This is a genomic window from Martelella mediterranea (assembly GCF_021021415.1).
GTDB lineage: Bacteria > Pseudomonadota > Alphaproteobacteria > Rhizobiales > Rhizobiaceae > Martelella > Martelella mediterranea_C.
The window spans coordinates 81626-108304 of sequence record NZ_JAINWJ010000005.1; the positions used below are offsets into that span (position 1 = coordinate 81626).

General features: G+C 62.2%; 21 protein-coding genes. 10 read left to right on the forward strand and 11 right to left on the reverse strand.

What is annotated here, in order from left to right:
- Nucleotides 1-195: 195 nt before the first annotated feature.
- From K7H91_RS03585 to K7H91_RS03610, 6 genes are all read right to left on the reverse strand, one after another.
- Nucleotides 196-570, reverse strand: a complete 375-nt coding sequence (locus K7H91_RS03585) for an SUF system Fe-S cluster assembly protein (RefSeq protein ID WP_230718848.1) — start codon at nucleotides 568-570, stop codon at nucleotides 196-198.
- A gap of 44 nt (nucleotides 571-614) precedes the next feature.
- On the reverse strand, nucleotides 615-1850 hold the full coding sequence (locus K7H91_RS03590; RefSeq protein WP_230718849.1) for a cysteine desulfurase: 1236 nt from the start codon (nucleotides 1848-1850) through the stop codon (nucleotides 615-617).
- Nucleotides 1851-1894: 44 nt separating this feature from the next.
- Nucleotides 1895-3160 (reverse strand): Fe-S cluster assembly protein SufD, encoded by a 1266-nt coding sequence (gene sufD / locus K7H91_RS03595; RefSeq protein ID WP_230718850.1) that lies wholly within the window; start codon nucleotides 3158-3160, stop codon nucleotides 1895-1897.
- 15 nt (nucleotides 3161-3175) lie between these two features.
- Nucleotides 3176-3931: a Fe-S cluster assembly ATPase SufC gene (sufC, locus tag K7H91_RS03600; protein WP_018066385.1), complete on the reverse strand. Its 756-nt coding sequence runs from the start codon at nucleotides 3929-3931 to the stop codon at nucleotides 3176-3178.
- Between the two features lie 159 nt (nucleotides 3932-4090).
- Nucleotides 4091-5578 carry a Fe-S cluster assembly protein SufB gene (gene sufB / locus K7H91_RS03605; protein ID WP_230718851.1) on the reverse strand — a complete coding sequence of 496 codons (1488 nt, stop codon included), beginning with the start codon at nucleotides 5576-5578 and terminating at the stop codon, nucleotides 4091-4093.
- Between the two features lie 124 nt (nucleotides 5579-5702).
- Nucleotides 5703-6869 (reverse strand): cysteine desulfurase family protein, encoded by a 1167-nt coding sequence (locus K7H91_RS03610; RefSeq protein ID WP_230718852.1) that lies wholly within the window; start codon nucleotides 6867-6869, stop codon nucleotides 5703-5705.
- Nucleotides 6870-7089: 220 nt separating this feature from the next.
- On the opposite strand from K7H91_RS03610, the gene K7H91_RS03615 reads away from it, so the two are divergent.
- On the forward strand, nucleotides 7090-7767 hold the full coding sequence (locus K7H91_RS03615) for an alpha/beta hydrolase (RefSeq protein WP_230718853.1): 678 nt from the start codon (nucleotides 7090-7092) through the stop codon (nucleotides 7765-7767).
- Between the two features lie 34 nt (nucleotides 7768-7801).
- Entirely contained in the window at nucleotides 7802-9055 is a 1254-nt protein-coding gene (tyrS, locus tag K7H91_RS03620; protein WP_230718854.1) for a tyrosine--tRNA ligase, read from the forward strand.
- Between the two features lie 291 nt (nucleotides 9056-9346).
- Here the strand turns inward: tyrS and K7H91_RS03625 are convergent, their stop codons facing one another.
- Complete coding sequence (locus tag K7H91_RS03625; RefSeq protein WP_230718855.1) at nucleotides 9347-12787, reverse strand: DUF3971 domain-containing protein; 3441 nt, start codon at nucleotides 12785-12787, stop codon at nucleotides 9347-9349.
- 166 nt (nucleotides 12788-12953) lie between these two features.
- Between K7H91_RS03625 and bcp the strand changes: the two genes are divergently transcribed.
- Both bcp and K7H91_RS03635 read left to right on the forward strand, forming a co-directional pair.
- Nucleotides 12954-13421 carry a thioredoxin-dependent thiol peroxidase gene (gene bcp / locus K7H91_RS03630; protein ID WP_230718856.1) on the forward strand — a complete coding sequence of 156 codons (468 nt, stop codon included), beginning with the start codon at nucleotides 12954-12956 and terminating at the stop codon, nucleotides 13419-13421.
- Nucleotides 13422-13574: 153 nt separating this feature from the next.
- Nucleotides 13575-14981 (forward strand): DEAD/DEAH box helicase, encoded by a 1407-nt coding sequence (locus K7H91_RS03635; RefSeq protein WP_230718857.1) that lies wholly within the window; start codon nucleotides 13575-13577, stop codon nucleotides 14979-14981.
- Between the two features lie 213 nt (nucleotides 14982-15194).
- Here K7H91_RS03635 and K7H91_RS03640 read toward each other — a convergent pair whose 3' ends face one another.
- Nucleotides 15195-15689, reverse strand: a complete 495-nt coding sequence (locus K7H91_RS03640) for a flavin reductase (RefSeq protein ID WP_230718858.1) — start codon at nucleotides 15687-15689, stop codon at nucleotides 15195-15197.
- Between the two features lie 147 nt (nucleotides 15690-15836).
- Between K7H91_RS03640 and K7H91_RS03645 the strand changes: the two genes are divergently transcribed.
- The 6 genes from K7H91_RS03645 (at nucleotide 15837) to K7H91_RS03670 (ending at nucleotide 23248) form a co-directional block, all read left to right on the forward strand.
- A complete protein-coding gene (locus K7H91_RS03645) occupies nucleotides 15837-16928 on the forward strand; it encodes a branched-chain amino acid ABC transporter substrate-binding protein (RefSeq protein WP_230718859.1) in 1092 nt (363 codons plus the stop codon).
- A 20-nt stretch (nucleotides 16929-16948) separates the two neighbouring features.
- Nucleotides 16949-17614: a ribulose-phosphate 3-epimerase gene (rpe, locus tag K7H91_RS03650; RefSeq protein ID WP_230718860.1), complete on the forward strand. Its 666-nt coding sequence runs from the start codon at nucleotides 16949-16951 to the stop codon at nucleotides 17612-17614.
- Between the two features lie 120 nt (nucleotides 17615-17734).
- A complete protein-coding gene (locus K7H91_RS03655) occupies nucleotides 17735-18451 on the forward strand; it encodes a DUF2259 domain-containing protein (RefSeq protein ID WP_230718861.1) in 717 nt (238 codons plus the stop codon).
- A 100-nt stretch (nucleotides 18452-18551) separates the two neighbouring features.
- Complete coding sequence (gene purB, locus K7H91_RS03660; RefSeq protein ID WP_230719012.1) at nucleotides 18552-19859, forward strand: adenylosuccinate lyase; 1308 nt, start codon at nucleotides 18552-18554, stop codon at nucleotides 19857-19859.
- A 30-nt stretch (nucleotides 19860-19889) separates the two neighbouring features.
- A complete protein-coding gene (locus K7H91_RS03665) occupies nucleotides 19890-20438 on the forward strand; it encodes an RBBP9/YdeN family alpha/beta hydrolase (RefSeq protein ID WP_230718862.1) in 549 nt (182 codons plus the stop codon).
- Between the two features lie 266 nt (nucleotides 20439-20704).
- Complete coding sequence (locus tag K7H91_RS03670; protein WP_230718863.1) at nucleotides 20705-23248, forward strand: bifunctional diguanylate cyclase/phosphodiesterase; 2544 nt, start codon at nucleotides 20705-20707, stop codon at nucleotides 23246-23248.
- Nucleotides 23249-23280: 32 nt separating this feature from the next.
- On the opposite strand, the gene K7H91_RS03675 is transcribed toward K7H91_RS03670, so the two are convergent.
- The 3 genes from K7H91_RS03675 to tpiA all read right to left on the reverse strand — a co-directional run bounded on the left by K7H91_RS03675 (nucleotide 23281) and on the right by tpiA (nucleotide 26432).
- The gene (locus K7H91_RS03675) at nucleotides 23281-24912 is read right to left on the reverse strand and encodes a CTP synthase (RefSeq protein ID WP_230718864.1); all 1632 of its coding nucleotides are present in this window, start codon (nucleotides 24910-24912) and stop codon (nucleotides 23281-23283) included.
- Nucleotides 24913-25090: 178 nt separating this feature from the next.
- Nucleotides 25091-25522 (reverse strand): preprotein translocase subunit SecG, encoded by a 432-nt coding sequence (gene secG, locus K7H91_RS03680; protein WP_230718865.1) that lies wholly within the window; start codon nucleotides 25520-25522, stop codon nucleotides 25091-25093.
- Between the two features lie 127 nt (nucleotides 25523-25649).
- The gene (tpiA, locus tag K7H91_RS03685) at nucleotides 25650-26432 is read right to left on the reverse strand and encodes a triose-phosphate isomerase (protein WP_230718866.1); all 783 of its coding nucleotides are present in this window, start codon (nucleotides 26430-26432) and stop codon (nucleotides 25650-25652) included.
- Nucleotides 26433-26679: the final 247 nt, after the last annotated feature.

Sequence of the window (26679 nt, forward strand, 5' to 3'; positions counted from 1 at the left end):
ATCTAATCCCGTCTCAATACGAGCGGAGTGCCGGGTCGCATTCTGCCTTGCCAGTCACGCTCGAACAAACCCACACATCATTGCCGGCCCTGTGGTTGGATCCTCGGGTCAAGCCCGAGGATGACGCCCGTGGGTTGGGCTGCCGCCAGGAGCAACGCAATTAAGCAGGCATTGGCCGCCTGCCCTCTTGCTGCCTCAATACCAGCCGACGGCCACCTTGGCCTCTTCCGACATCCGGTCGGGCGTCCACGGTGGATCGAAGGTCATCTCGACCTCGACGCCGGAGACACCTTCGACCGTGCTGACGGCATTTTCGACCCAGCCGGGCATTTCGCCGGCGACCGGGCAGCCGGGCGCGGTCAGCGTCATATCGATCTTGACCACCCGGTCGTCGTCGACATCGATCTTGTAGATCAGGCCCAGCTCGAAGATATCGGCCGGGATTTCCGGATCATAGACCGTCTTCAGCGCGGAGATGATGTCGTCGCTCAGCCGCGCGAGCTCTTCCGGCGGGATGGAAGAGCCCGGCCCGGCTTCCGTCTGGTCTTCAGTCTTTTCCTCGACACTCATGGCAATCCTCTTATCGGGCCTTTGCGACCCCTGTCAGGCCCCTATCAGGCAAAGAATGTGCGCGCGTATTCCAGCGCTTCCACCAGCGCGTCCACCTCCGCGCGGGTATTGTACAGGCCGAACGAGGCCCTGCAGGTCGACGTGACCCCGAAACGCGCCAGAAGCGGCTGGGCGCAGTGGGTGCCGGCGCGAACGGCGACGCCGCGCCGGTCGATGATCGTCGAAATATCATGGGCATGCACGCCTTCGATCGCGAAGGAGAAGATGCTGCCCTTTTGCGCGGCATTGCCGATGACCCGCAGCGCATTGACGTGGCCAAGCTGCTCGCGGGCGTAAGCCGTCAGATCCGCCTCATGGGTAGCTATCGCCGCGCGGCCTACCCCTTGCATATAGTCAAGGGCGGCGCCCAGTCCAATAGCCTGAACGATCGGCGGCGTGCCGGCCTCGAAGCGATGCGGCGGTTCGGCATAGGTCACGCGGTCCTCGAACACATCGGCAATCATCTCGCCGCCGCCCTGGAACGGCCGCATCTCGGCGAGCCGATCATACTTGCCGTAAAGCACGCCGATACCGGACGGGCCGTAAAGCTTGTGGCCGGTCATCACATACCAGTCGCAATCGATATCGCGGACATCGACCGGCAGGTGAACCGCGCCCTGCGAGCCATCGACCAGCACCGGGATATCGCGCTCATGAGCGATCCGGCAAACCTCTTTCACATCGACGATGGTGCCGAGCGCATTCGACATCTGGGTGATGGCGACGAGCTTGGTGCGCTCGCTCAGGCATTTTTCGAAGTCCTCGATATGAAACTCGCCGTCATCATCCACCGGGACCCAGACCAGCTTGACGCCCATGCGCTCGCGCAGGAAATGCCAGGGCACGATGTTGGAATGGTGCTCCATGATCGAGAGCACGATCTCGTCGCCCTCCTTCAGGTGCTCCATCGCCCAGCCATAGGCGACCGTGTTGATCGCCTCGGTGGTGTTGCGGGTGAACACGATCTCGTTCACCGAGCCGGCATTCAGGAAGGCGCGCACCTTCTCGCGCGCGGCCTCATAGGCATCGGTCGCGGCATTGGAGAGGAAATGCAGCCCGCGATGCACATTGGCGTATTCATGGCTGTAGGCGTTCGAAACCGCGTCGATCACGACCTGCGGCTTCTGCGCCGACGCGCCATTGTCGAGATAGACCAGCGGCTTTCCGTAGACCTCGCGCGAGAGGATCGGAAAATCCTGCCGGATCTTTTCGACGTCATAGGTGGAGACCTTAGTGTCCATAACCGATGAACCCCGTCAATGTCCCGTCCGGATCGCGGAGCCGGTCACTCATGGCGATCGAGCCAGTCCGCGATGATCGCCTCTACGGCCTCGGACAGCGCTTCGTTCTCGAGCTCCTCCACAACTTCGGCGACGAAGGCGTGAATCAGGAGACCTTCGGCCACCTTGCGCGGAATGCCGCGCGCCATCAGGTAATAGAGATGGTTCGGGTCGATATCCGTCACCGTCGCGCCATGGCCGCACTGCACGTCGTCGGCGAAGATTTCCAGCTCCGGCTTGGCGTTGAACGATCCGAAATCGCTCATCAGCAGCGTGTTGCACGACATCTTGGCATCGGTCTTCTGGGCATCGGGCGCAACCCGGATCAGCCCCTGGAACACGCCCTTTGCCTTGTCGAACACCACATTGCGGATGATCTCGGTCGAGGTCGTGTTGGGCACGTTATGGCCGAGGTCGAAGGTGATGTCGGTATGGGTCTCGCCGCCGAGCAGGTTGACGCCGCGAAGCATCAGGTCCGCGCCCTCGCCGACAACCGCGCAATCGATCTCGTGGCGCACCAGCTTGCCGCCGGCATTGACGATCAGCAGCTTCAGCTTCGCGTTTTCGCCGAGTTCGATCTTCAGCTTTCCGAGATGGGTGTCGTTTGCGCCCTGGCTCTGCATCACCACATAGGTAATCTCGGCGTCCTTGCCGAGCGTCAGCGCCGAAAGGTTGCTGACGAGCGCCGCAGCGCCTGCCGGCGCGACATGACGTTCGATCACCGTGCCGGTCACGCCCTCGGCGAAATTCAGGCGATTGCGGGTATGCACCTGCCCGCCGCCATGCACGGCCTGCAGCTCCAGCGGCGCTTCGAGCGAGGCCGCGATATCAAGCACGTAGCCGTCGCTGACCAGCGCGCCATTGATCCGGCCGATCGCGTCATCGGCATGCGACAGCGCAAACCGCACCGTCTTGTCGCCGCCCGAAAGCGCGTCGGAGACCTTGCTTCGCGCGACGCCATCGATAGCCGGTCCGTCACCCGCGCGGCCCTGCACCAGCGGCAGAACGGCGCTGCCTTGCAGCAGGGCCGGCAACGGGTTCACCGCCTCGCCGGCATCCTCAGGCACCGTGCGCAGCAGATTGCGCAGGTCGGTGTAATGCCAGGCCTCGATCCGTCGGGTCGGCAGGCCGGTCTTGCGCAGTTCGCCCGCCAACCGGTCGCGTTCCGTCGTTACATCGGCATTGCCGGGCAGCGAGCCGGAGAGCCGCCCGAAGGCGGCGACCAGCGCTTCCTCGGCAGCCGTCAATGTTATCTTGCTTTGCACATTCATCACAACGCTCCCGCCTCAGGCCGCTTCGCCGATGATATCGGCATAGCCATTGGCTTCGAGTTCGTGCGCCAGTTCCTTGCCGCCGGTGCGGATGATCTGGCCCTTGTAGAGCACGTGGACCGTGTCCGGCACGATGTAGTCCAAGAGGCGCTGGTAGTGGGTGATGACCATCACCGAACGATCGGGCGCGCGCAGCGCATTGACGCCATCGGCGACGATCTTCAGCGCGTCGATATCAAGGCCCGAGTCGGTCTCGTCCATGACGCAGAGCTTCGGCTCCAACAGCGCCATCTGCAGGATTTCGGCGCGCTTCTTCTCGCCACCGGAAAAGCCGACATTCAGCGGCCGCTTCAGCATGTCGTAATCGATCTTCAGCTCGGCGGAGGCCTCGCGCACCTTGCGGATGAAGTCCGGCGTCGAAAGCTCTTCCTCGCCGCGCGCCTTGCGCTGCTCGTTGATCGCGACCTTCAGAAACTGCATGGTGGCGACGCCCGGAATTTCGACAGGATACTGAAATGCCAGGAACAGCCCCTTGGCAGCGCGTTCGGCGGCATCGAGCTCCAGAATGTTCTCGCCATTATAGAGCACCTCGCCCTCGGTGACCTCGTAATCCTCACGGCCCGCGAGAATATAGGAGAGCGTCGACTTGCCGGACCCGTTCGGCCCCATGATGGCAGCCACTTCGCCATCCTGGATGGTCAGGTTCAGTCCGCGAATGATCTCCGTGCCATCCTCGGCAATGCGTGCGTGCAGGTTCTTGATCTCAAGCATTTTTCGTTTCCTTCACAAGGCGACTGCTCTGTCGTGCATTCCGGCAAGACCGGAGGCGGTCGCTGTCAATCTTTCCAAGGGCGCGGCATCATTGCCGCTGCTCCATCTAATTCTGAGTCATCCTCGGGCTTGACCCGAGGATGACGCCTGAGAGAGTGGTCAGCCGACCGAGCCTTCCAGCGAAATCCCGATCAGCTTCTGCGCCTCGACCGCGAATTCCATCGGCAGTTCCTGGATGACTTCGCGGACGAAGCCGTTGACGATCAGGGCGATCGCCTCTTCCTCGGGAATGCCGCGCTGCATGCAGTAGAACAGCTGATCCTCGGAAATCTTCGAGGTGGTGGCCTCATGCTCGAAACGGGCGGACGCATTGCCGGCCTCGATATAGGGCACGGTGTGGGCGCCGCATTTGTCGCCGATCAGCAGACTGTCGCATTGCGTGAAGTTGCGCGCGTTTACCGCCTTGCGGTGGGCCGAGACCTGGCCGCGATAGGTGTTGTTGGAAACGCCCGCCGAGATGCCCTTCGAGATGATGCGGCTCGACGTGTTCTTGCCGAGATGGATCATCTTGGTGCCCGAATCGATCTGCTGATGACCGTTGGAGACCGCGATCGAATAGAACTCGCCGCGCGAATTGTCGCCGCGCAGCAGGCAGGACGGGTATTTCCAGGTGATCGCCGATCCGGTTTCGACCTGGGTCCACGAGATCTTCGAATTGTCGCCCCGGCAATCGCCGCGCTTGGTGACGAAGTTGTAGATGCCGCCCTTGCCTTCCTTGTCGCCCGGAAACCAGTTCTGGACGGTGGAATACTTGATCTCGGCATCATCAAGCGCAATCAGCTCGACGACGGCGGCATGAAGCTGGTTCTCGTCGCGCTGCGGCGCGGTGCAGCCTTCGAGGTAGGAGACGTAGGAGCCTTCCTCGGCGATGATCAGCGTGCGCTCGAACTGGCCGGTGTTCTTTTCGTTGATGCGGAAATAGGTCGACAGCTCCATCGGGCAGCGAACGCCCTTGGGCACATAGACGAAGGAGCCATCGGTGAACACGGCGGCGTTCAGCGCGGCATAGTAATTGTCGCCGCGCGGCACGACCGAGAACAGATATTTCTGAACCAGTTCCGGATATTCGCGGATCGCCTCCGAGATCGACATGAAGATCACGCCGGCCTTGGCGAGTTCCTTCTTGAAGGTGGTGACGACGGAAACCGAATCGAACACGGCGTCGACGGCAACGCGGCTCTTCGGCTGATACTGCTTGTCCTCGACGCCCGCGAGGATTTCCTGCTCCTGCAGCGGAATGCCGAGCTTCTCATAGGTCCTGAGCAGTTCCGGGTCGACCTCGTCCAGGGTCTTCGGACCGGTGAAGGATTTCGGCGCGGCGTAGTAGTAGATGTCGTTGAAATCGATCTTCGGGTAGCTGACGCGCGCCCAGCTCGGCTCTTCCATGGTGAGCCAGCGGCGATAGGCCTCCAGACGCCATTCCAGCATCCAGTCGGGCTCATTCTTCTTGTGCGAGATGAAACGGATGATGTCCTCGGACAGGCCCTTGGGCGCCTTGTCCACTTCGATCATCGTCTCAAAACCGTATTTGTACTGATCGACGTCGATCTCGGCGACCTGATCGACGGTCTCTTTTACGGCAACCATATTGTCACTCCACTCATAACCGGGTTCAAGGTCCGGCGGTTGGTATTCCCAAGCGGGTTCACCGCTCTATTTAATCAGACTGCGCGGCAATTACACCCCGCGCGGCCTGCGATTCGTCAATTTTTCAGGCCGCCTGTCCGGCCGCCCTGCGTCGCGCGGCGATTTTGCCGAAAGCCGCGATCGCCGCATCGATATCCTGATCCGTGGTCGCCCAGCCGAGCGAGACACGCAAGCCGCCAAGGCGCGGGTCGCGCCCCATCGCCTTCAGCACCTGGCTTTCGCCGACCTTGCCGGAGGAACAGGCAGAGCCGGCGGACAGTGCTATACCCTCGAGATCGAAGGCGATCTGGCCGGTTTCCGCCTTCAGCCCCGGCAGGGTAAAGAACGAAGTATTGGCAACCCTCGGCAAGTCGGCCCCGTAAATCTCGACATCGGGGCACGCGGCGCGCATGCCATCCTCCAGCCGGTCGCGCAGCGCCGCGATTCGCGTATTCCGAGCCTCGATATCATCCGCGGCGAAGGCGGCGGCTGCGGCGAAACCGAGAATGCCGGGCACGTTTTCCGTGCCGGAATGATGGCCCTTTTCCTGACCGCCGCCACGCACCAGCGGGGCCGGCATCAGCGTCTCGCCGCGCGAGATCAGCGCGCCCACGCCCTTCGGCCCGCCAAGCTTGTGCGACGACAGGATCAGGAAGTCGGCGTCCAGCGCCTCGATGGACACCGGGATACGGCCCGCGGCCTGCACCGCGTCGACCACCAAAAGCCCGCCATGCCGGTGCACGATCTCGGCCGCATCCGCGGCGGGCTGGATAATGCCGGTCTCGTTATTGACCAGCATCAGCGCCACCATCGGCAGGCCGCGGGCCTTGTCATGGGCGGCGAGCATGGCGTCAAGCGCATCGAGATCGACGACGCCTGTCGGCAGGACCGGAATTTCATGACGCCTGTCGGCGGGAAAACGACCGCCTTCAAACACAGCCGGATGCTCGATCGCCGAGACATAAAGCCCGCCGAGCGTCACAGCCCTGCGGCCCATGCGGAAATCGGGCGTCAGCACCAGATTTGCCGCTTCCGTGGCGCCGGCGAGGAACGTGACATGCGCGGGGTCCGCCCCCGCAAGCGCCGCCACCTGACGCCGGGCCGCCTCGACGCGGGTGCGCACCGCCCGCCCCTCGCGGTGTACCGAAGAGGCATTGCCGGAAAGATCGAGACCGTCCAGCACCGCTTCGCGCGCTTCGGGCAGAAGCGCGGCGGTGGCATTCCAGTCGAGATAGATCCGGTTCGTGCTCATGTTCTTTCTTTTGGCGGCCCTGTTTACACGGGCAAAACAGCCCGGCAACGCATTTTCCTTGAAATTCACTGCCCGCTTGCCCTATTTGGACCGCAGAACAGAAGACCTCTTTCTTTCGAACAATTCTAAACTGGTTTTAGAAAAGATGACCCTATTAGTCAAGTCAAACGGGTCGCTGCAAGCCGGTTGGAGTGTTTGAGCCGAAATTTCCGGAGAGCAAATGCCCGAAGTGATTTTCAACGGTCCGGCCGGTCGCCTTGAAGGCCGTTACCAGCCGTCCAAGGAAAAGAATGCACCGATCGCGATCGTGCTGCATCCCCATCCCCGCTTCGGCGGCACGATGAACAATCCGATCGTCTACGAACTTTTCTACATGTTCCAGAAGCGCGGCTTCACGACGCTCAGGTTCAATTTCCGCGGCATCGGCCGCAGCCAGGGCGAGTTCGATCACGGCTCGGGCGAATTGTCGGATGCGGCGGCTGCACTCGACTGGGTGCAGGGCCTGCACCCCGATTCGAAGACCTGCTGGGTCGCCGGCTATTCCTTCGGCTCCTGGATCGGCATGCAGCTTCTGATGCGCCGGCCGGAGATCGAGGGCTTCATGTCGATCGCCCCGCAGCCGAATATCTACGATTTCTCGTTCCTGGCCCCCTGCCCCTCCTCCGGCCTGATCATCCACGGCGATGCCGACAAGGTGGCCCCGCAGCGCGACGTCAACGGGCTGGTGGAAAAGCTGAAGACCCAGAAGGGCATCCTGATCACCCAGAAGACGGTGGCCGGCGCCAACCACTTCTTCTCCGGCAAAAATGACGAGTTGCTCGCCGAATGCGAGGACTACCTCGACCGTCGCCTCGACGGCGAACTGGTGCCGGAACCGGCGCCGAAGCGGATCAGGTAGTTACTACTTATAGCGAAAATACAAGCAGATAGCCATGTCGACGTTCAAATCCGAATTCCTGCACACGCTTTCCGAGCGCGGTTTCATTCATCAGATTTCCGATGAGACCGGGCTTGATGACCTTCTTTCGAAGGAGCGGGTGACGGCCTATATCGGCTTTGATCCGACAGCGCCGTCGCTGCATGCCGGCTCGCTGATCCAGATCATGATGCTGCACTGGTTGCAGAAGACCGGCCACCGGCCGATCTCGCTGATGGGCGGCGGCACCGGCATGGTCGGCGACCCCTCGTTCAAGGACGAGGCCCGCAAGCTGATGACCCTCGACATGATCGAGGACAATATCAATTCGATCCAGCGCGTCTTCGCCAATTACATGGATTACGACGCCGGCGAGACGTCCGCGCTGATGATCAACAATGGCGAATGGCTGCGCGGGTTGAACTATCTCGAATTCCTCCGCGATGTCGGCCGCCATTTCTCGGTCAACCGGATGCTGTCCTTCGAGAGCGTCAAGATGCGCATCGACCGCGAGCAGTCGCTGTCTTTCCTGGAATTCAACTACATGATCCTCCAGGCCTATGATTTCGTCGAGCTTTGCAAGCGCTATGACTGCCGGTTGCAGATGGGCGGCTCGGACCAGTGGGGCAATATCGTCAACGGCATCGATCTTGGCCACCGCATGGATTGCCCGCAGCTCTACGCGCTGACCTCGCCGCTTTTGACCACGGCATCGGGTGCCAAGATGGGCAAGTCGGCCAATGGCGCGATCTGGCTCAACCCGGACATGCTGTCGGCTTATGATTTCTGGCAGTACTGGCGCAACACCGAGGACGCCGATGTCGGCCGCTTCCTGAAGCTCTACACCACACTGCCGATGGACGAGATCGCGCGGCTTGCCGCCCTTGGCGGATCGGAGATCAACGAGGTCAAGAAGATCCTCGCCACCGAAGTGACCGCGATGCTGCATGGCCGCGCCGCCGCCGAGGAAGCCGCCGAGACCGCGCGCAAGACCTTCGAGGAAGGCGCACTTGCCGAAAACCTGCCGACGATCGAGGTGGCGAAGGCCGAACTCGACGGCGGCATCGGCATTCTGACGCTCCTGGTCCAGGCCGGTCTCGCCGGCTCCAACGGCGAGGCCCGCCGCCATATCAAGGGCGGCGCGGTAAAGCTGAACGACAAGGCCGTCTCCGACGAACGTCTCTCGGTCGGCGCCGATGCGCTGTCGCAGGAAGGCGTTGCCAAGCTGTCGGTGGGCAAGAAGAAGCACATTCTGGTGCGGCCGGTGTGAGAGACGGTGTCGGCGTCCTGCGGTCGCCCTACTCGCCTCCTGCTCTAAGGCCGGGTGTCGGACACAGCCCTGCAGCTTGCTCCCGATACTCTCTCCCGCTGGCGGGAGAGATGCCCCGAAAGGGGCAGTGAGGGTGGCGCGGCATCTCGTCTCGTGAGGGCGTTCGCGGTGATAGTCTCCCCCCTCACTGTCGCTGTCGCGACATCTCTCCCCTCCGGGGCGAGAAGACTTGGGGGCTCTGCGGATAAGTCCCCTGAATGTGATCATCAGGACAAACCGCGACGCTTCCCGTCACTGAAACTCGAAGATCTTTCGGAACACGCCGGGCGCGATGGCGGAGAGCGGGTTGACGATCAGCTCGGGCTTTTCGGTCTTGCCGGTGAGGCGGAAGGTGATGCCGAACAGGCCCTTGTCGTTGCCGTTGCCGAGCAGCGGGCCGAAGATCGGGATTTCCGCGAAGATCCGGTTGAGGCCGTAGGCCGGCATGAAGGTGCCGGTCATGTCGATATTGCCGGCGGCATCGCGCACCACGCCCTTGATGGTCGCGCCCACCTGATCGCCGCGCACGAAGGCGTCGGAGACCCGCAGCACGCCGTTGGAGATATCGATCACCGCCTGGGCGCGCTGGAAGCGCTGGTCGGTCTCGTTGATCTGGTTCTTGTAGGCGGCGTTCAGGCTCTTGCCGTTGCCGACCGTGGGGTCCGTCAGGATTTTCTTGAGCTGCTCGTCCTTGATCAGCCGGAAATCCGTCAGTGTCGCCATGCCCTGCCAGCCGGCATCGGTCTCGATCATGTCGAGATTGAGCGAACCGCCCGTCATCTTCTGGTAGATGCCAAGGAAGCGCAGCAGCGCGCCGGCGCCGCTGGTCTTGAGCGACACCGACTGCCGGTCGCCGTCTGGCGCCACGGTCAGCGCCATCGGCTGCGACGAGGCGGTGGTCGCCTTCAGCGTGGCATCCGCCATCTTGCCCGCGCGAACCTTGATGTCGCCATTGACGCCGGAAAGCTGACGGTCGTTTTCGCCGGAAACCCGGGCAATATCGAAATGAACGTCGACATTGCCGCCGCCGCTTCCCCCGCTGCCGATCGAACCGCCATTGCCGCTTTTGACAAGCTGATCGAGCAGCGGCTTGGCCGAGAAGGACCGGCCGGTCAGCGTCACGTCGAGCCCGCTCTTGCCGCGCTGCATGCCGACATTGACGCTGTCGCCGGGCGAGATCGCCACATCGGTCAGCGTCGCAGCCAGAAGGCCGCCCTTGTCGAGGGTAACCTGCCCCCTTGCGCCAAGCCCGCTGCCCGACAGGCGCAGATCGTCGAGCGTCGTCACGCCGTTTTCGCCGGGCGTGAGCGTGAAGGACAGCGTCGCGGGCACACCCGCCGGCTTCTGCCAGCCGATGAAGGGCAGAGACAGGGTCGCCTGCTGCAGGTCGACCGCGATCATATTACCTTCATCACTGCCTTCGACCGTGACGGAAACCGGGCCGCTGACATAATCCTCAAGTCCGGGCGCAAGCTGGTTGCGTTGGGCATCGCTCAGATTGCCGGCGAGCCACAGCACCGACTGAGCGTCCTCGCCATCCGCCCCTTCTTCCGGCTTGCCGAGCGGCATGCTCCACTGCACCTCAAGCGGTATGCCGTCGGCGCTGCCGCTGCCTTCGTAGGATATCCGGCTGGGCACGATCTCGACAAGGCCGTCGAGGCCGCTGACCTGATGGCCGTTGATCGGCGTGGCGATCGCGCCATCGGTGACATCGGCGACGACATGCCAGACCGGATCGAAGGCAACGTCCCGATCGAGCGGGAAGCTTGCCCTGAGATTGACCTCGGTGTTTCCCGAAAACTGGTCGGAGGTGAAATCCGTCGATTTCAGCGCGTTGATCGGCGGCGCCTCGGCGAGCTTCACCAGATCGCGCACTTCGCCGGCGAGCATGATGTCGACAACGCCGGTCAGCGGCTTGGAATAGGTGTCGGCGATCGCGAAGGTGCCCTCCTTCAGCTTCACCGTGCGGGATTTGGCGACGCTGAGCGAGCCGTCCCTGATCTCGACATCGACCCTGCCGCCATTGATCGCGACGCGGGCGTCGCTGCGCTCGACGTCGGGCATCTGGTCGCTGAGCGTGATCCTTGTGTCATCGATATCGAAGGCGACCTTCATCTCGGTCTCGTCGAGCTGGACCGGGATTCCCGGCCCCTCGATCCGCCCCGCCTTCATGAAAATCGCGATATCGCCATTGGTGACCACGCCGCCGTGGAGATTGCGGCTGACCCATTCGCGCGGCTTCCGGGCGATCCAGAACGGCCAGAGCTGCTTGACCGCCTCGGTATCCATCCGCTCGATCCGCGCGCCGAAGCTGAGTTCCGGGCTGGCATCGCCGAACACCGCCTTGAACGAGGCCGCCATCATGCCCTGCGGAGAACTGATCGAAATATCGTCGAGCAGCAGGCGCGGGATCGAGGCGCGGTACTCCCCGGTGAACTTGGCGTCGAAGATCAGCGGCGGCAGGCCCGGCTCGCGCGACTTGAACCGTCCGCCGCGCACCAGCACGTCCAGCGCATAGCCATCCGTGGCATCCGGCTGATAGCGGTCGAGATCGATGATCCCGGCGGTGAAGGGAAACCGGCTGCCGTCGAATTCGAACGAGGAATCGCTGATTTCGATCGATTTCTTGGTGGTATCGTAGATCAGGTTCAGATTGGCGTCGTTGAACGGCCGAGCGATCGAATCCGCGATGAAACGGCCGGCGCCGACATCGATCTGCGCGGCAACCGCGGGCTCGCCGTCAACACGCGCCCGCTCGAGCGAAAGCACGAGGTCGGCCGTCCCCTCAAGACCGAGCATCGGTTCGCCGTCTTCCTTCGTCCTGAGCAGGAACGGCGTCAGCACCAGGTTGGAAACCTCGGCTTGTAGGCTCTGCGTGCGGCCATCCTGTTCCACCGATTCGGCCGAAAACGCGGCGGCCGTTCCGTCCAGTAGCACTTCGCCATCGACCCGCAGGATGCCGTCGGCCAGGAGGTTGAGGTTGATCTCGCGGATATCGACATTGACGGATTTGCCCGGCGACGCGCTGCCGACCGGGAACACGATATCGCTCAGATAGATCGAGCGAGTATCGGCGGCGGTGAGAATGCCGCGGGCGAAATCGGTCTGGGTGAACATCTGCTCGACCAGAACCGGAAGGCTGTCGACCCTGTGCTCGGTGAGGCGGAACGTGCCGGTCGAGGGCAGCGCCGCGGAATCGACCGCGATGTCGTCAACCGACACCGAGTTCACGGTGACCTGCCCACCGATGAGCTTTACCGGGTCGACGGCAAAATCCATGGTTCCGATCGAGGCGATCTGCTTCTCCGCCGGGCCGAGCAGCGTCACGCCGCGCACGCTGAGGTTCAAATCCAGATCACCGCTCAGCCTTAACCGCGCTGTCTCAATGCGAGCGTGATAGCCCTCAGGCATCGCCGCCGCGATCTGCTCATTGGCCTTGGCGGCCAGGAACCGGTCCAGCGACCCGCTTTCGATCACGTAATAGACGATGAGGAGAAGACCGCCGGCAATCAGTCCGAAAAACGTCAGGAAACGAAAGCAGTGACGGGTGAAGCTGCGATGCGTCGACGCGCGCACGATCATCGGCTCATGCGCCTGGGCCGAGGGCAGCTTGTGGAGCGAAACATTTTCGCCGCGGCCGAAACGGGTACGCTCGCCTCTGATCAGTGAATCTTTTTGCTTGCTGTCGTCCAAAGCCGCTCCGTAAGCGTATAAACTGCGCTGACACAGGTCTGCCCGGCGCGAATCTCTGAAGGCATATTCACGACGAAGCGCATCGCTGGCAAGCGCGCAACCCTCCATCCGGTCGCCATTTATGCCGACCGCCGCTTGAACGCTAAATGAACAAAGGAGTGAGAATTTGACCGAACTGAAAGAAGGCGACAAGGCCCCCGATTTTTCCCTTCCCGTTTCCGAGGAAGAGAACTTCGCGCTGTCGGACGCCAAGGGCAAGAACCTGGTGCTTTACTTCTATCCCAAGGACGACACCAAGGGCTGCACCGTTGAAGCAATTGCGTTCACCGCCCTTGCGGAAGCCTTTGAAAACGCAAACACAATTGTTCTGGGCGTTTCGCCTGACGGGCTCAAGAGCCATGCGAAATTCGCGAAGAAACACGACCTTTCCGTTCTGCTGGGCGCCGATGAGGATCATGCGGTGGCCGAGGCCTATGGCGTGTGGAAGGAAAAGAGCATGTACGGCAAGACCTATATGGGCATCGAACGCTCCACCTTCCTGATTGCGCCGGACGGCACGCTCAAGCGCATCTGGCGCAAGGTGAAGGCGGACGGCCATGCCGAAGCCGTGCTTGAGGCCATCAACGGCGGGTAACCGACGAAAAAGGGCATTTCATTGCGTTGAAATGCCCTTGATCGCCCGGTTTTCTTGACTCTCGGGCCGTTTGCGACTATCCCGCCCCTCGTACGCATGACGATGGTGAAAGCGCCGTCGAATTTGTCACGAAAACACGGAACCCGTTTTCCTTTGACCTCATTTTCCGATCTTGGGCTCAGCCCCAAAGTACTTTCCGCTGTAACCGAGGCCGGCTACAGCGAACCGACGCCCATTCAGGCGGGCGCCATTCCCCATGCTCTGGAGCGCCGCGATGTTTGCGGTATCGCCCAGACCGGCACCGGGAAGACCGCTTCCTTCGTGCTACCGATGCTGACGCTTCTGGAGCGCGGCCGGGCAAGGGCGCGCATGCCGCGCACGCTGATTCTCGAGCCGACGCGCGAACTCGCGGCTCAGGTCGCCGAGAATTTCGACAAATACGGCAAGAACCACAAGCTCAATGTCGCGCTGCTGATTGGCGGCGTTTCCTTCGAGGAGCAGAACCGCAAGCTTGAACGCGGCGCCGATGTGCTGATCTGCACGCCCGGCCGCCTGCTCGACCACACCGAGCGCGGCAAACTGCTGATGACCGGCGTCGAAATCCTCGTCATCGACGAGGCCGACCGCATGCTCGACATGGGCTTCATTCCCGATATCGAGCGGATCGCCAAGCTCATTCCGTTCACCCGGCAGACGCTGTTCTTCTCGGCGACGATGCCGCCGGAGATCCAGAAGCTTGCAGACCGGTTCCTGCAGAACCCGGCCCGCATCGAGGTGGCGCCGCCCTCCTCCACTGCGGCAACTGTCGAACAGAAGCTCGTCGCCACCGGCGGCAAGGACTATGAAAAGCGCGCTTCCCTGCGCGCCATCATCGACAAGCAGGACGATCTGAAGAACGCGATCATCTTCTGCAACCGCAAGAAATCGGTCGCCGATCTCTTACGCTCGCTGCAGCGCCACGACTATCCCTGCGGCGCGCTCCATGGCGACATGGACCAACATTCGCGCACCACGATCCTGCAGAATTTCCGCGACGGCAAGCTGCCGCTGCTTGTCGCCTCCGATGTCGCCGCCCGCGGCCTCGACATTCCCGATGTCAGCCACGTCTTCAACTACGATGTGCCGATCCATGCCGAGGACTATGTCCACCGCATCGGCCGCACCGGCCGCGCCGGGCGCAAGGGCGCGTCATTCACGCTGGTTACCCCCAAGGACGCCAAATTCGTCGACGCCATCGAGAAGCTGATCGATCGCAAGATCGAGTATATCGACGGCGATCTCAGCACGGTCGCGACTGAAGACGAAGGTGAAAAGCCCGCCGCGCGCACCCGCAAGGGCAAATCCCGCAAGCAGGAAAACAAGCCTGCCGAGGAAAAGACAGAGGCCGCGCGCCCCGCCGAGGCTGCGAAACCTGCGCCGGCCGAAAAGCCGACCCCGTCCAAGAAGCCCGCCAATGACGATCGCCGGCGTTCGCGCCGCCGCGACCGCGATGACGACCAGACGCCGGTCGGCTTCGGCGACGACATCCCGGCCTTCATGCTGGTCGCGGCCAAGGCCTGACGCCGGGACAATTCATTGAATATGATGAGAGCCGCATCTCCTTCAGGAGGTGCGGCTCTCATCATATGCCCGATATGCCGTCAAAAAATCGTCAGTAAGCTTGCCTTTACAGCAATACATACAGATAAAAATCTCTCAATATTCATTTGGTATGCACTTTATATACTACAAATGCGCACTATTGGTCAATTGTATTTTCGAGACGGCCAAACTTCACGACAAGTAATGGTAGCCGCGCCTGTAGTATAGCAAGGCTTCGCCGGGCGCGCTCATCTTCACGCCGACGACCTCGCCGATCAGGATCCAGTGCGTCGTCATCGCCTTGGCTTCGACGAGCCTGCAGTCGAAACTGGCGAGCGCATCGGCCAGAACCGGCGCGCCGCTTGCCTCGATTTCCCACTCGGCCATGGCGAAACGCTCCTCGGCCGAAAGCCCGGTGAAGCCCGCGAAGGCATCGGCGAGCGGACGATGATGGGCGGCAAGCGTATTGAGCGCGAAATTGCCGCTTTCCTCAAATATCGCATTGTGCTCGTTCAGGCGATTGACGCAGGCCAGCACCGTCGGCGGCGCGTCCGATACCGAGCAGGCGGCGGTCGCCGTCACGCCGCGCATCACGCCGCCGCTGGCGGTCGTCACGATCTGAACATGGCCGGCATAATGGGCCATTGCGTCGCGATAGTGTTTGGAAAACTGCGGATCATCATGCATGGGAAATGCCGCGTTCATGCGTGGAAAAAACTGCCAAGGAACCATCCCTTTGATATTCAGTTGCGGTACTTACGGCGTTGCCCCTGCATCTGGCAAGGGTTATGACAGGGTTCATTGCGGCAAGTTTTGAGAAGAGGACGCGCGATCATGAGATCCATTCACGCCTGTCTCCTTGGCCTCGCCATCACCGGGCTCGCCGCCGCTCCTTCCCTTGCGGCCGAGAGCCTGAAGATCGGCGTTGTCGCGCCGGTGAGCGGAGACTACGCCATTCTCGGCGAACAGGCGCTCGATGGCGCGAGCCTTGCCGCCCGCAACCGTGATATCGCGCTCACTCCCGTGGATGAAAGCTGCGAGGATGGCAGCGGCGCGGACATCGGCCGCACGCTTGCCGATGCCGGCGTCGATATCGCCATCGGCTTTTTCTGCAGCGAGACCGTGCGCGGGGCCATGCCGGTGCTGCGGGATGCCGGCATTCCGGCGATCACCCTTTCCGCCCGGTCGATGCCACTGATGGCCACCGCGCTGAAGGAAGGCTGGCCGCTGTTCCGCATGGCGCCCAATGATCAGGACGAGACCGACGCGATCGTCGATTTCATCATGGGCGAATGGATCGACCAGCCGGTCGCCCTGCTCGATGACGGCACGATTTATTTCCGCGAGATGGTGAATGCCGTGCGCAACGCGCTGGAGGAGCGCGGGCTGCAGCCCGTTCTCGTCGAGACGTTCCGGCCCGCGCAGGAACAGCAATTGTCGCTGGTCCGCCGCCTCTCCCAGGCCGGCGCCACCCATGTTTTCATCGGCGGCGCGCGCGGCGATGTCGCCATCGTGGCGCGGGACGCGCTGAAGCAGGGCGTCGATCTCACGCTGCTCGGCACCGAGGCGCTCAGTGCCCGGGAAACCGATGTGCCGCTCGAACCCGGCGTTCTGGCGATCGGGATTCCCGAATATGGCGAGCTTCCCCCTGCCGCCGAGCTCGTGGATCTTGCCGCAAGTGAAGGCATCATCCCGGAAGGATACGTTGTGCCTGCCGCAAGCGCGGTCGAGGTTGCCGCCCAGGCATTGGCGGCGGCGGAAGGCGATACCGCCCGTCTCGCCGCGATGCTTGCCGCCGGCCAGTTCGACACCGCGCTCGGCCCCGTTTCCTTCACCGGCCGCCACGAACTTGCGGACAGTCCGTATTTTCTTTTGCGCTGGCAGGGTAATCAATTCGTACCGGTGTTCGATTCGGCCCGCCAGTAATACCAAGAAGGATACATGCAGTGAAACGTCCCCTGCGCATCGCCCCCTCCATACTTTCCGCCGACTTTTCCCGACTGGGAGAGGATGTGCGCGCCGTCGTCGATGACGGCGCCGACTGGGTGCATCTCGATGTCATGGACGGCCACTTCGTGCCGAACATCACTTTCGGCCCGCCGATCATCGCCAAATTGCGCGGCCACACGGATGCCGTCTTCGACTGCCATCTGATGATCGCGCCCGCTGATCCCTACCTCGAGGCCTTCGCCAAGGCCGGTTCGGACAGGATCACGGTGCATCAGGAGGCTGGCCCGCACCTGCACCGCTCGCTCCAGACCATCCGCAACCTGGGCAAAAAGGCGGGCGTGGCGTTGAACCCGGCGACCCCGGTTTCGACGATCGAAAACGTGATCGACGATCTCGACCTCATCCTGGTGATGACCGTCAATCCCGGTTTCGGCGGACAGGCGTTCATCTCCGCCATGCTCGACAAGATCGAGCAGGTCAACGCGCTGATCGGCGACCGCCCGATCGAGCTTCAGGTTGATGGCGGAATCGCGCCGGATACGGTGGAGGCGGTCACGAAGGCCGGCGCAAATGTGCTGGTCGCGGGCTCGGCCATCTTCGGCAAGGCCGAGGGCGGCAGCTACCGGCCGGCCATCGATGCGATGCGGTCGGCCGCAGTTTAGCGTACAGCGTTTCAGGCGTATCTTGGAAATGGGTCAACGGCCGGGTGCGATGTCACGCGCCCGGCCCGATAAGGTTTGCCGATATGCCGGCGCCGCGCCGGCCAATAAACAGGAGCTGCAATGCCAGGTCTTAAACGCTTTCTCGGCGCAACGGTGGTCTCCGCCCTTGCCGCCGCCAACGCGAACGCCGGTGATTTCGCCGCCTTCACTCCGCTCGGTTTTTCGGAAGACGGCAAGGTCTTCGCCTTTGAGGAATACGGTCAGGAAGACGGGTCCGGTTTCGCCTATTCCAACATCTTCTTCATTGACACGCAAAACGACGCCTTTCTGGACGGCACACCCTTCCGCCTTCGCACCGAAACCGACAATGCCTCGATCAGCGCGGCCCGCGCGCTCGCCGTGCGCGAGGCTCTGCAGATGATCCAGGACTATCAGTTGCTGGACCATCCCGGCTGGCTCGCCGCCTTCAATCCGGTGACGGAGAACAATGGCGATAGCGACACCATAAAGTATCGCGCCCACCCGAACCTGTCGCCCGTCAGCGAGATGGTCCTCGAAACCTTCCCGCTCGCCCCGAACCCCGCCTGCGCCGATATCACGCCGGATGCCCGCGGCTTTCGCCTGACCTATCGCAGCCCTGAGGGCGCGGAGCGGGAAATTCACGCCGACACGCGCCTGCCGGAAAGCCGCAACTGTCCGCTCGACTACCGCCTTGGCGGCATGATGACCTATGGCGGCGGCGGGCCGGATGCCGTCCACGTCGCGCTGGTGATCGTGCTGTCGCAAGGCTTCGAGGGACCGAACGGGCGCTGGATCGCCGTGCCGTTCCGCCCTTAAAATACAGGGACACGGAGCATTTTGACGGCGCAAAGATTTCATTTGCGTCGGAAATGGTCTATGCGCATTGCCAGATCGAAATGTGAAGGACGAAGCCTCGATGATACCGCGTTATTCCCGCCCCGAGATGACGGAAATCTGGTCGCCGGAAACGAAATTCCGGATCTGGTTCGAAATCGAGGCCCATGCCTGCAACGCGCTGGCCGAGATCGGCGTGATCCCGGAAAGTGCGGCCAAGACCATCTGGGAAAAGGGCAGCGCCGCGACCTTCGATGTCGCCCGCATCGACGAGATCGAAGCCGTCACCAAGCATGACGTCATCGCCTTCCTCACCCACCTTGCCGAAATCGTCGGCCCCGATGCCCGTTTCGTCCATCAGGGCATGACGTCGTCGGACGTGCTCGACACCTGTTTCAACGTCCAGCTTACCCGCGCAAGCGACCTGCTGCTGGCCGATCTCGACAAGCTGCTGGCAGCCCTGAAGCGCCGCGCCTTCGAGCACAAGGACACGGTCACGATTGGCCGTTCGCACGGCATCCATGCCGAGCCGACCACGTTCGGCATCAAGCTCGCCCAAGCCTATGCCGAGTTCGACCGCTGCCGCGACCGGCTTGTCGCCGCACGCGCGGAAATCGCCACCTGCGCCATCTCCGGCGCCGTCGGCACCTTCGCCAATATCGACCCCAGGGTCGAAGAACATGTCGCTGAAGCCATGGGCCTGAAGCCCGAGCCGGTCTCGACCCAGGTGATCCCGCGCGACCGTCATGCGATGTTCTTCGCCACGCTCGGCGTGATCGCCTCGTCGGTGGAGCGGCTTGCGACGGAAATCCGCCACCTGCAGCGCACCGAGGTGCTGGAAGCCGAGGAATATTTCTCGCCGGGCCAGAAGGGCTCGTCGGCCATGCCGCACAAGCGCAATCCGGTTCTGACCGAAAATCTCACCGGCCTTGCCCGCATGGTGCGCAGCTTCGCGCTGCCGGCGATGGAGAATGTGGCGCTCTGGCATGAGCGCGACATTTCGCACTCCTCGGTCGAACGGATGATCGGCCCCGATGCGACCGTAACGCTCGATTTCGCGCTCGCGCGGCTCACCGGCGTTGTCGATAAGCTGCTCGTCTACCCCGAGACGATGATGAACAATCTCAACAAGTTCCGCGGGCTGGTTCATTCACAGCGCGTGCTGCTGGCCCTCACCCAGGCAGGCGTATCGCGCGAGGATGCCTACCGCCTCGTCCAGCGCAACGCCATGCGCGTGTGGGAGGAAGGCAAGGATTTCCTCGAGGAACTGCTCGCCGACGAGGAAGTGCGCGCCGCCCTTTCCGAAGAGACGATCCGCGAGAAATTCGACCTCGGCTATCACACCAAGCATGCCGACACCATTTTCAAGCGGGTTTTCGGCGAAGCCTGACGCCCGCTCCTATCCAAGACGACGATCCTCATGAAAGCCTCCGAAGCAGATATCCTCCTCATCCCCGGCTACAAGAATGCCGGGCCGGGACACTGGCAGAGCCGCTGGGAACAGAAGCTCTCGACGGCCCGGCGGGTGGAACAGGCGGAATGGAACAAGCCGGTCGTGGAAGACTGGGTCGAAAAGCTTGTGGAAGCGGTCAACGCTTCGACGCGCCCGGTCGTGCTGGTCGCCCACTCGCTTGGCATCCCCACCGCCATCCTCGCGCTGCCCAAATTCGAGAAACCGGTGGCCGGCGGCTTCTTCGTCGCGCCGCCTGAGGTCGACAATCCGAAGATCCGGCCGAAGCATCTCCAGACCTTCGGTCCCTATCCGCGTGATCCGCTGCCGTTTCCAAGCATCGTGATCGCCAGCCGCAATGATTCTTTCGGCTCATTCGATCATGCCGGCGATATCGCCAATGCATGGGGGGCGGCCTTCTTCGATGTCGGCGAGGCCGGGCACATCAACGAGGAAGACGGCTTCGGCCCCTGGCCCGAGGGCATATTGATGTTCGGGCGTTTTCTGTCGCATCTGTGAGGGCAGGATAAGACTGGAGGACGCCGGGAATTCGCGATATCGCGAACGCCGCTTCAGCGAACTGAAATCATTGCGGCTTTCAAATCAGAATTGACTTTCTCCATTCATGGACCACACTTGTAGTGTTGGTCCATGATGACTTTTGCATCCGGATCGGCCAAATATAGAAAATTGAGGGGAGCGCGCGAACCGGGCTGATGCGGCCTTGCAGCCGAGCAAAGCAAGTCCAGCATCTGTCAAAACCGCCTCCAGCAAGAGGGCAAACGTTGACGGAGGACAGGAGTGAGTTTTGGAGCAAATCCGGAATAGCGGCCGCCGCGATCGAAGGCTCGGCAGTCGCGATGGCGGTGCTTGACGTCTTCAGTTTCAAGATCCGCGCCGTCAATGACAGCTTCAAGGCGATCGCTCAGGGAAGCGACCTTGTCGGCGCAAATATTCTCGATTGGGTTCACGGTGACGACCGGCCGGTGCTGCAATCCTTGCTGACCACGGCGGACAAGAACGGCAAACCGCTTTCCCGGGAAATACGGTTCGGCCCGCGGCACGATGGCCCCAAGCGATGGATGCTGTGTTCCAACACCGTTTTGCCGCTTGAACACAAAGGCAGCAAAACGCTTTCCCTGCTAAGCTGCACGGATATCAACGCACAAAAGCTGCGCGAGCTGGAAGCCAACGAACGCGCCCATCGCTGGGACTATGCGCTCGTCAGCTCGGGGCTCGGCGTCTGGGACCATGATTACCGGCGCGGCCAGTTCTTCTATTCGCAAACCTGGCTGACGATGCGCGGCTATCCCGGCGGCGGCCCGCAGCCCTTCGGATCGACCGAGGAATGGCTGCAACTGGTCCACCCCGACGATCGCGACTTCGTTGCCAACGCGATCGAGCGCCAGAAGACCGGCGATCCTCAATACATGAACTTCGAATACCGCGAGCGCCATGCGGACGGACACTGGATCTGGATCGAGTGCCGGGGCGATGCGGTATCGAGTTTCTCCGACCACAAACCGGCCCGGATCGTCGGCACGGATCGCGACATCACCGACCGCAAGAATGCCGAAATGCTGCTTTCGCGGACCAGACAGCGGCTCGAACTGGCCCTGAGCACGTCTCGCATAGGCGTGTTCGAGTACAATCCGGCGACGGGCCTGGTGATTGCCGACAAGCGCATCTGCGAGATTTACGGATTTGGGGAAGAGGCCGAAACCTACCACGCCAGCCGTCTCGGCGCGATCACCGCCCCGGAAGACCTGAATCGCATCAGGACGGCATTGAGTTCGCTGAAACCCGGCGACCCTCCGGTTTCCGACGAGTTCAGGATCAACCGGGAGGACGACGGCGCCGTGCGTCATGTTCGCGCTCTGATGACCATGCGGATCGATGATGAAGGGCAGCAAAACATTCTGGGCATCAACTGGGACGTGACAGAAGAGGTCCGGCTGCGCCAGGATCTGATCACCGCGAAGCAGCTCGCCGAAGCCCGCAATTTCGAGCTCGACCGCGCCAAATCCGATATTGAGCAGGCGGCCCTGCACGACTATCTGACCAGCCTGCCCAACCGGCGCTTTCTGGACGATGAATTGTCGCGCCGCGTCGAGATGGTGCCGACAACGGCCGGCAAGCTCGCGCTGATGCAGATCGATATCGATGACTTCAAGGCCGTCAACGACAGCTATGGACATGGCGCCGGCGATGCGGTGCTGCGCCATGCCGCGCAGGTTCTGCTGAGCGTCAGCCGGCACAATGATTTCGTCGCGCGCGTGGGCGGCGACGAATTCGCCTTCATCTGCAGCTATGGCAATGGCGCGACCAGTCTGGAACAGGTCGCAAAGCGCATGCTTCTGGAACTTTCCAAACCGGTCGAATTGGGCGAGCATCGCATCCGCATTGGCGCCTGCGTCGGCATCGTCACCGCGGACGCCTGCGAAGACCTGTCCGCCGGCAGCCTCATGAAGAACAGCGACCTCGCCCTCAAGCTGGCAAAACAGCAGGGCAAGAACCGGATCGCCTTCTACTCACCCGATCTGAAAAGCGCGGTTGCCGCCAACCGCACGCCCACCGACCGGCTGATGCAGGCAGTGGAGCAATGCGACTTCATCCCGTTCTACCAGCCGCAGTTTGACGCGAAGACGCTGAGGCTGACCGGCATCGAGACGCTGGCGCGCTGGCGCCACGCCGATGGCAGTTTCGGCCAGCCTTCGGAATTCATGCCACTGGCGGAAACGCTGAACCTGATGAACATGATCGATACCAGCATCCTCGCCCAGGCGACCAGCGATTTCCGGCGCTGGAGCGATCTCGGGCTCGATCCGCCGGGCATATCGCTCAACCTTTCGCCACGCCGTCTGAGCGATCCGGCGCTGGTTTCCGCGCTGGAGGAATTCGAGCTTCCGGCGGGCAAGCTGACCTTCGAGCTCCTGGAATCGATCTTTCTGGACGAGCCCGACGACATCAGCGCCTACAATCTGAAGCAGCTCAGAAGGCTCGGCATCGGGATCGACGTGGACGATTTCGGCACGGGATATACATCGATCAGCGGCCTCTTGAAGGTCGCGCCCAACGGTCTCAAGATCGCCCGCGAACTGGTCCTGCCGCTGCCGCACTCGCCCGATCAGCGCGCGATCGTCAAATCGATCATCGACATCGCCAAGACGCTGAAGATCAAGGTGATCGCCGAGGGCGTGGAAACCAAACGGCACGCCGAGATCGTGACCAAGCTTGGCTGCGACGTTCTTCAGGGCTACTGGCTGGGCCGGCCAATGCCGGCCGCCGAGTTCGAGAAGGTGCTGCGCGAGCAAACCGAACTGGTATAGATCCAGCGGCAGCGTCCGCTTTGAATGTAAGCCTATACCAGCCGGCTCTGCTCCAGAGCGGCCTCGATGAAGCTTGCAAACAGCGGATGCGGCTCCAGCGGCCGGCTCTTCAGTTCCGGATGATACTGCACGCCGATGAACCAGGGATGGTCGGCATATTCGATCGTTTCCGGCAGAACGCCATCCGGCGAGGTGCCGGAGAACACCAGCCCGCAGGCCTCGAGCTTGTCGCGATAGCCGAAATTCACCTCGTAGCGGTGCCGATGACGTTCCGAGATTTCGGTCGAGCCGTAGATCTCGGCAATCTTGGTCTCCGCGCCAAGATGGGCCTTGTAGGCGCCGAGCCGCATCGTGCCGCCAAGATCATCGGTGTCGGACCGCTTCTCCAGCGTGTTGCCCTTGACCCATTCGGTCATCAGGCCGACGACCGGCTCGCTGGCATTGCGGTCGAATTCCGTGGACGAGGCATCCTTGATGCCGGCCAGATTGCGCGCCGCCTCGATCACGGCCATCTGCATGCCGAAGCAGATGCCGAAATACGGCACCTTATGGGTGCGGGCAAAGCGGGCCGCCTGGATCTTGCCTTCCGAACCGCGCTCGCCGAAGCCGCCCGGCACCAGAATGCCATGGACCTTTTCGAGATAGGGGGACGGGTCCTCCTTCTCGAAAATCTCCGACTCGATCCATTCGAGATTGACCTTGACCCGATTGGCAACGCCGCCGTGATGCAGCGCCTCGATCAGCGATTTATAGGCGTCCTTCAACCCGGTATATTTGCCGACGATGGCGATCGTTACCTCGCCTTCGGGAGTGCGGATGCGCTCGCTGACCTTTTTCCACGCATCCATGCGCGGCACCGGAGCGGGATCGATGCCGAAGGCGTGAAGCACCTCGTCGTCAAGCCCTTCGTGGTGATAGGCGAGCGGCACGTCATAGATATTGGCGACATCGAGCGCCTGGATGACGGCGGATTCGCGCACATTGCAGAACAGCGAGAGCTTGCGACGCTCGGCCTCGGGAATTTCCCGGTCGGCGCGCACCAGCAGGATATCGGGATGAATGCCGAGCGCCTGCAATTCCTTGACGGAATGCTGGGTCGGCTTGGTCTTCAATTCGCCTGCCGCCGGAATATAGGGCATCAGCGTCAGGTGAACATATACGGCATTGCCGCGCGGCAGGTCGTTGCCGAGCTGGCGGATCGCCTCCATGAACGGCATCGCCTCGATATCGCCGACCGTGCCGCCGATCTCGCACAGCACGAAATCGAAATCCTCATTGCCCTCGAGCACGAAGTCCTTGATCTCGTTGGTGACGTGCGGAATGACCTGCACCGTCGCCCCGAGGTAGTCGCCGCGGCGCTCCTTGTCGAGAATGTTCTTGTAGATGCGGCCGGTGGTGATGTTGTCGGTCTTGGTCGCCGAGCGGCCGGTGAAGCGCTCGTAATGGCCGAGGTCGAGATCGGTCTCCGCCCCGTCATCGGTGACGAACACCTCGCCGTGCTGGGTCGGGCTCATCGTGCCCGGATCAACGTTGAGATAGGGATCGAGCTTCCTGAGCCGGACCCGATAGCCCCGTGACTGCAGCAATGCACCGAGTGCTGCCGCGGCAATGCCTTTTCCGAGGGAGGAAACCACGCCGCCTGTGATGAAAATATATCGCGCCATGGGCTTATTCCGATACCGTTTTCAAACCGATTCTGCCAGAGCCTTTGCGCAAAAAAGCCCATGCATCCCCGGTCGATTGTCACAACAATGCCGCATCGCCGACGCTTGCGCGCGACGAGCGGCCCAAAGAAATACCGGCGGGATGGCCCGCCGGCTGATGTCAGTTCGAGTGCGGCGATCAGTCGCCGGTGGGAACGCCGGTGGCGTTCGAGTTCTGCGCCGGCGTGCTGACGGCCGGAGCCGAAGAACCTTCGCTGCCGCTCGGAACGCCGCTCTCATTGGGCGCGGCCGGCGTCGTGGTGGTCACGGAACCGCCGAGCTGGTCGAGAATGCCCTGCCCGTCCGTTTCGGCGTTCTGCTCGATCCGGTCGAGAATATCCGACGGATTGCCCTGGTAGCGGGCGAGAATGCCGAGACCGAGCGAGGTCACGAAAAACAGCGTTGCGAGAATGGCCGTGGTGCGCGTCAGCGCATTGGCCGTGCCGCGCGCGGTCATGAAACCGGAACCACCGCCGATGCCGAGCCCGCCGCCTTCAGACCTCTGGATGAGGATCACACCGGCCAGCGCAACGACGATTATCAGGTGAATTACGATCAATACCGTCTGCATGAATGTCCAATCCGGCCCCGCCTTGAAGGTCCGGGCCCGCTAGAATAACTGGCGTCTCTCTACATGAGGCCGGCCAGCAATCCAACCCCTTTTTCTGGCCGTTTTCGGCCCGATCCGCCGTCGATTCCTACTTTGTCGAGGACAGGATATCCTCATAGGCCTGATAGATGGCGAGGAAATCGGCCGCTTTCAAGCTGGCGCCGCCGATCAGCGCGCCGTTGACATTGGCGACACTCAGCAGTTCGCGGGCGTTTGCCGGCTTCACCGAACCGCCATAGAGAAGCCGGATCTTTTCGCCCGCCTCGCCGAAACGCTCGACCAGATCCGCGCGCATGGCGGCGTGGACCTCGGCGACCTGTTCCGGGCCCGGCGTCTGACCGGTCCCGATCGCCCAGATCGGCTCATAGGCGATGATCGTGTTTTCGGCGGTGGCGTCGTCCGGCATCGACTGGAAGAGCTGGGTCTTCAGCACCTCCATCGTCAGCCCGGCGGCGTGCTCCTCGCGGGTCTCGCCAATGCACACGATCGCCGTCAGGCCCTGGTCGTAGGCCGCGCGCGCCTTGGTGCAGACCGTGCGGTTGGTTTCATGGTGCTCGGCGCGCCGTTCCGAATGGCCGACGATGACATGGGTGGCGAGGCAGTCCTTGATCATCTCCGCCGAGATATCGCCTGTATGGGCCCCGGAGCGCGCCTTTTCATGGCAGTCCTGACCGCCAATCATGAGGTTTGTGTCCTCCGTCAGCGTGGTCGCGACGTAGAGCAGCGTGGCCGGCGGGCAGATCAGCGCGTCGACCTTGTCGGCGAGCCCGCCGCTCACCCCTTCGGCGATGGCCCGGATCTGAGCCAGCGAGTCGCGGGTGCCGTTCATCTTCCAGTTACCGGCGACCATGGGGCGTATTGCGGCAGTCATCTTCGTCTTTCTCCCGTTCATTATTTCAAGGCCGGCCCGGCCGGCAAAGGTTCTCCCTTGTCGTCCGTTTTGCGCGCGCCGTCAAAGGGCGTTTTGCCGCCCGCAGTTTGACAGCAGGCGCAATCACGGCTTTATAAGGCGCACCATGCTATCCACACCCTTATAGCGAGAATTTGGCGCGGCATCGCTTCGCGACCAAAACTTTGCCAGAATAGCAGGGTGATTCGCCGCAAAGCGCCGGCACCAG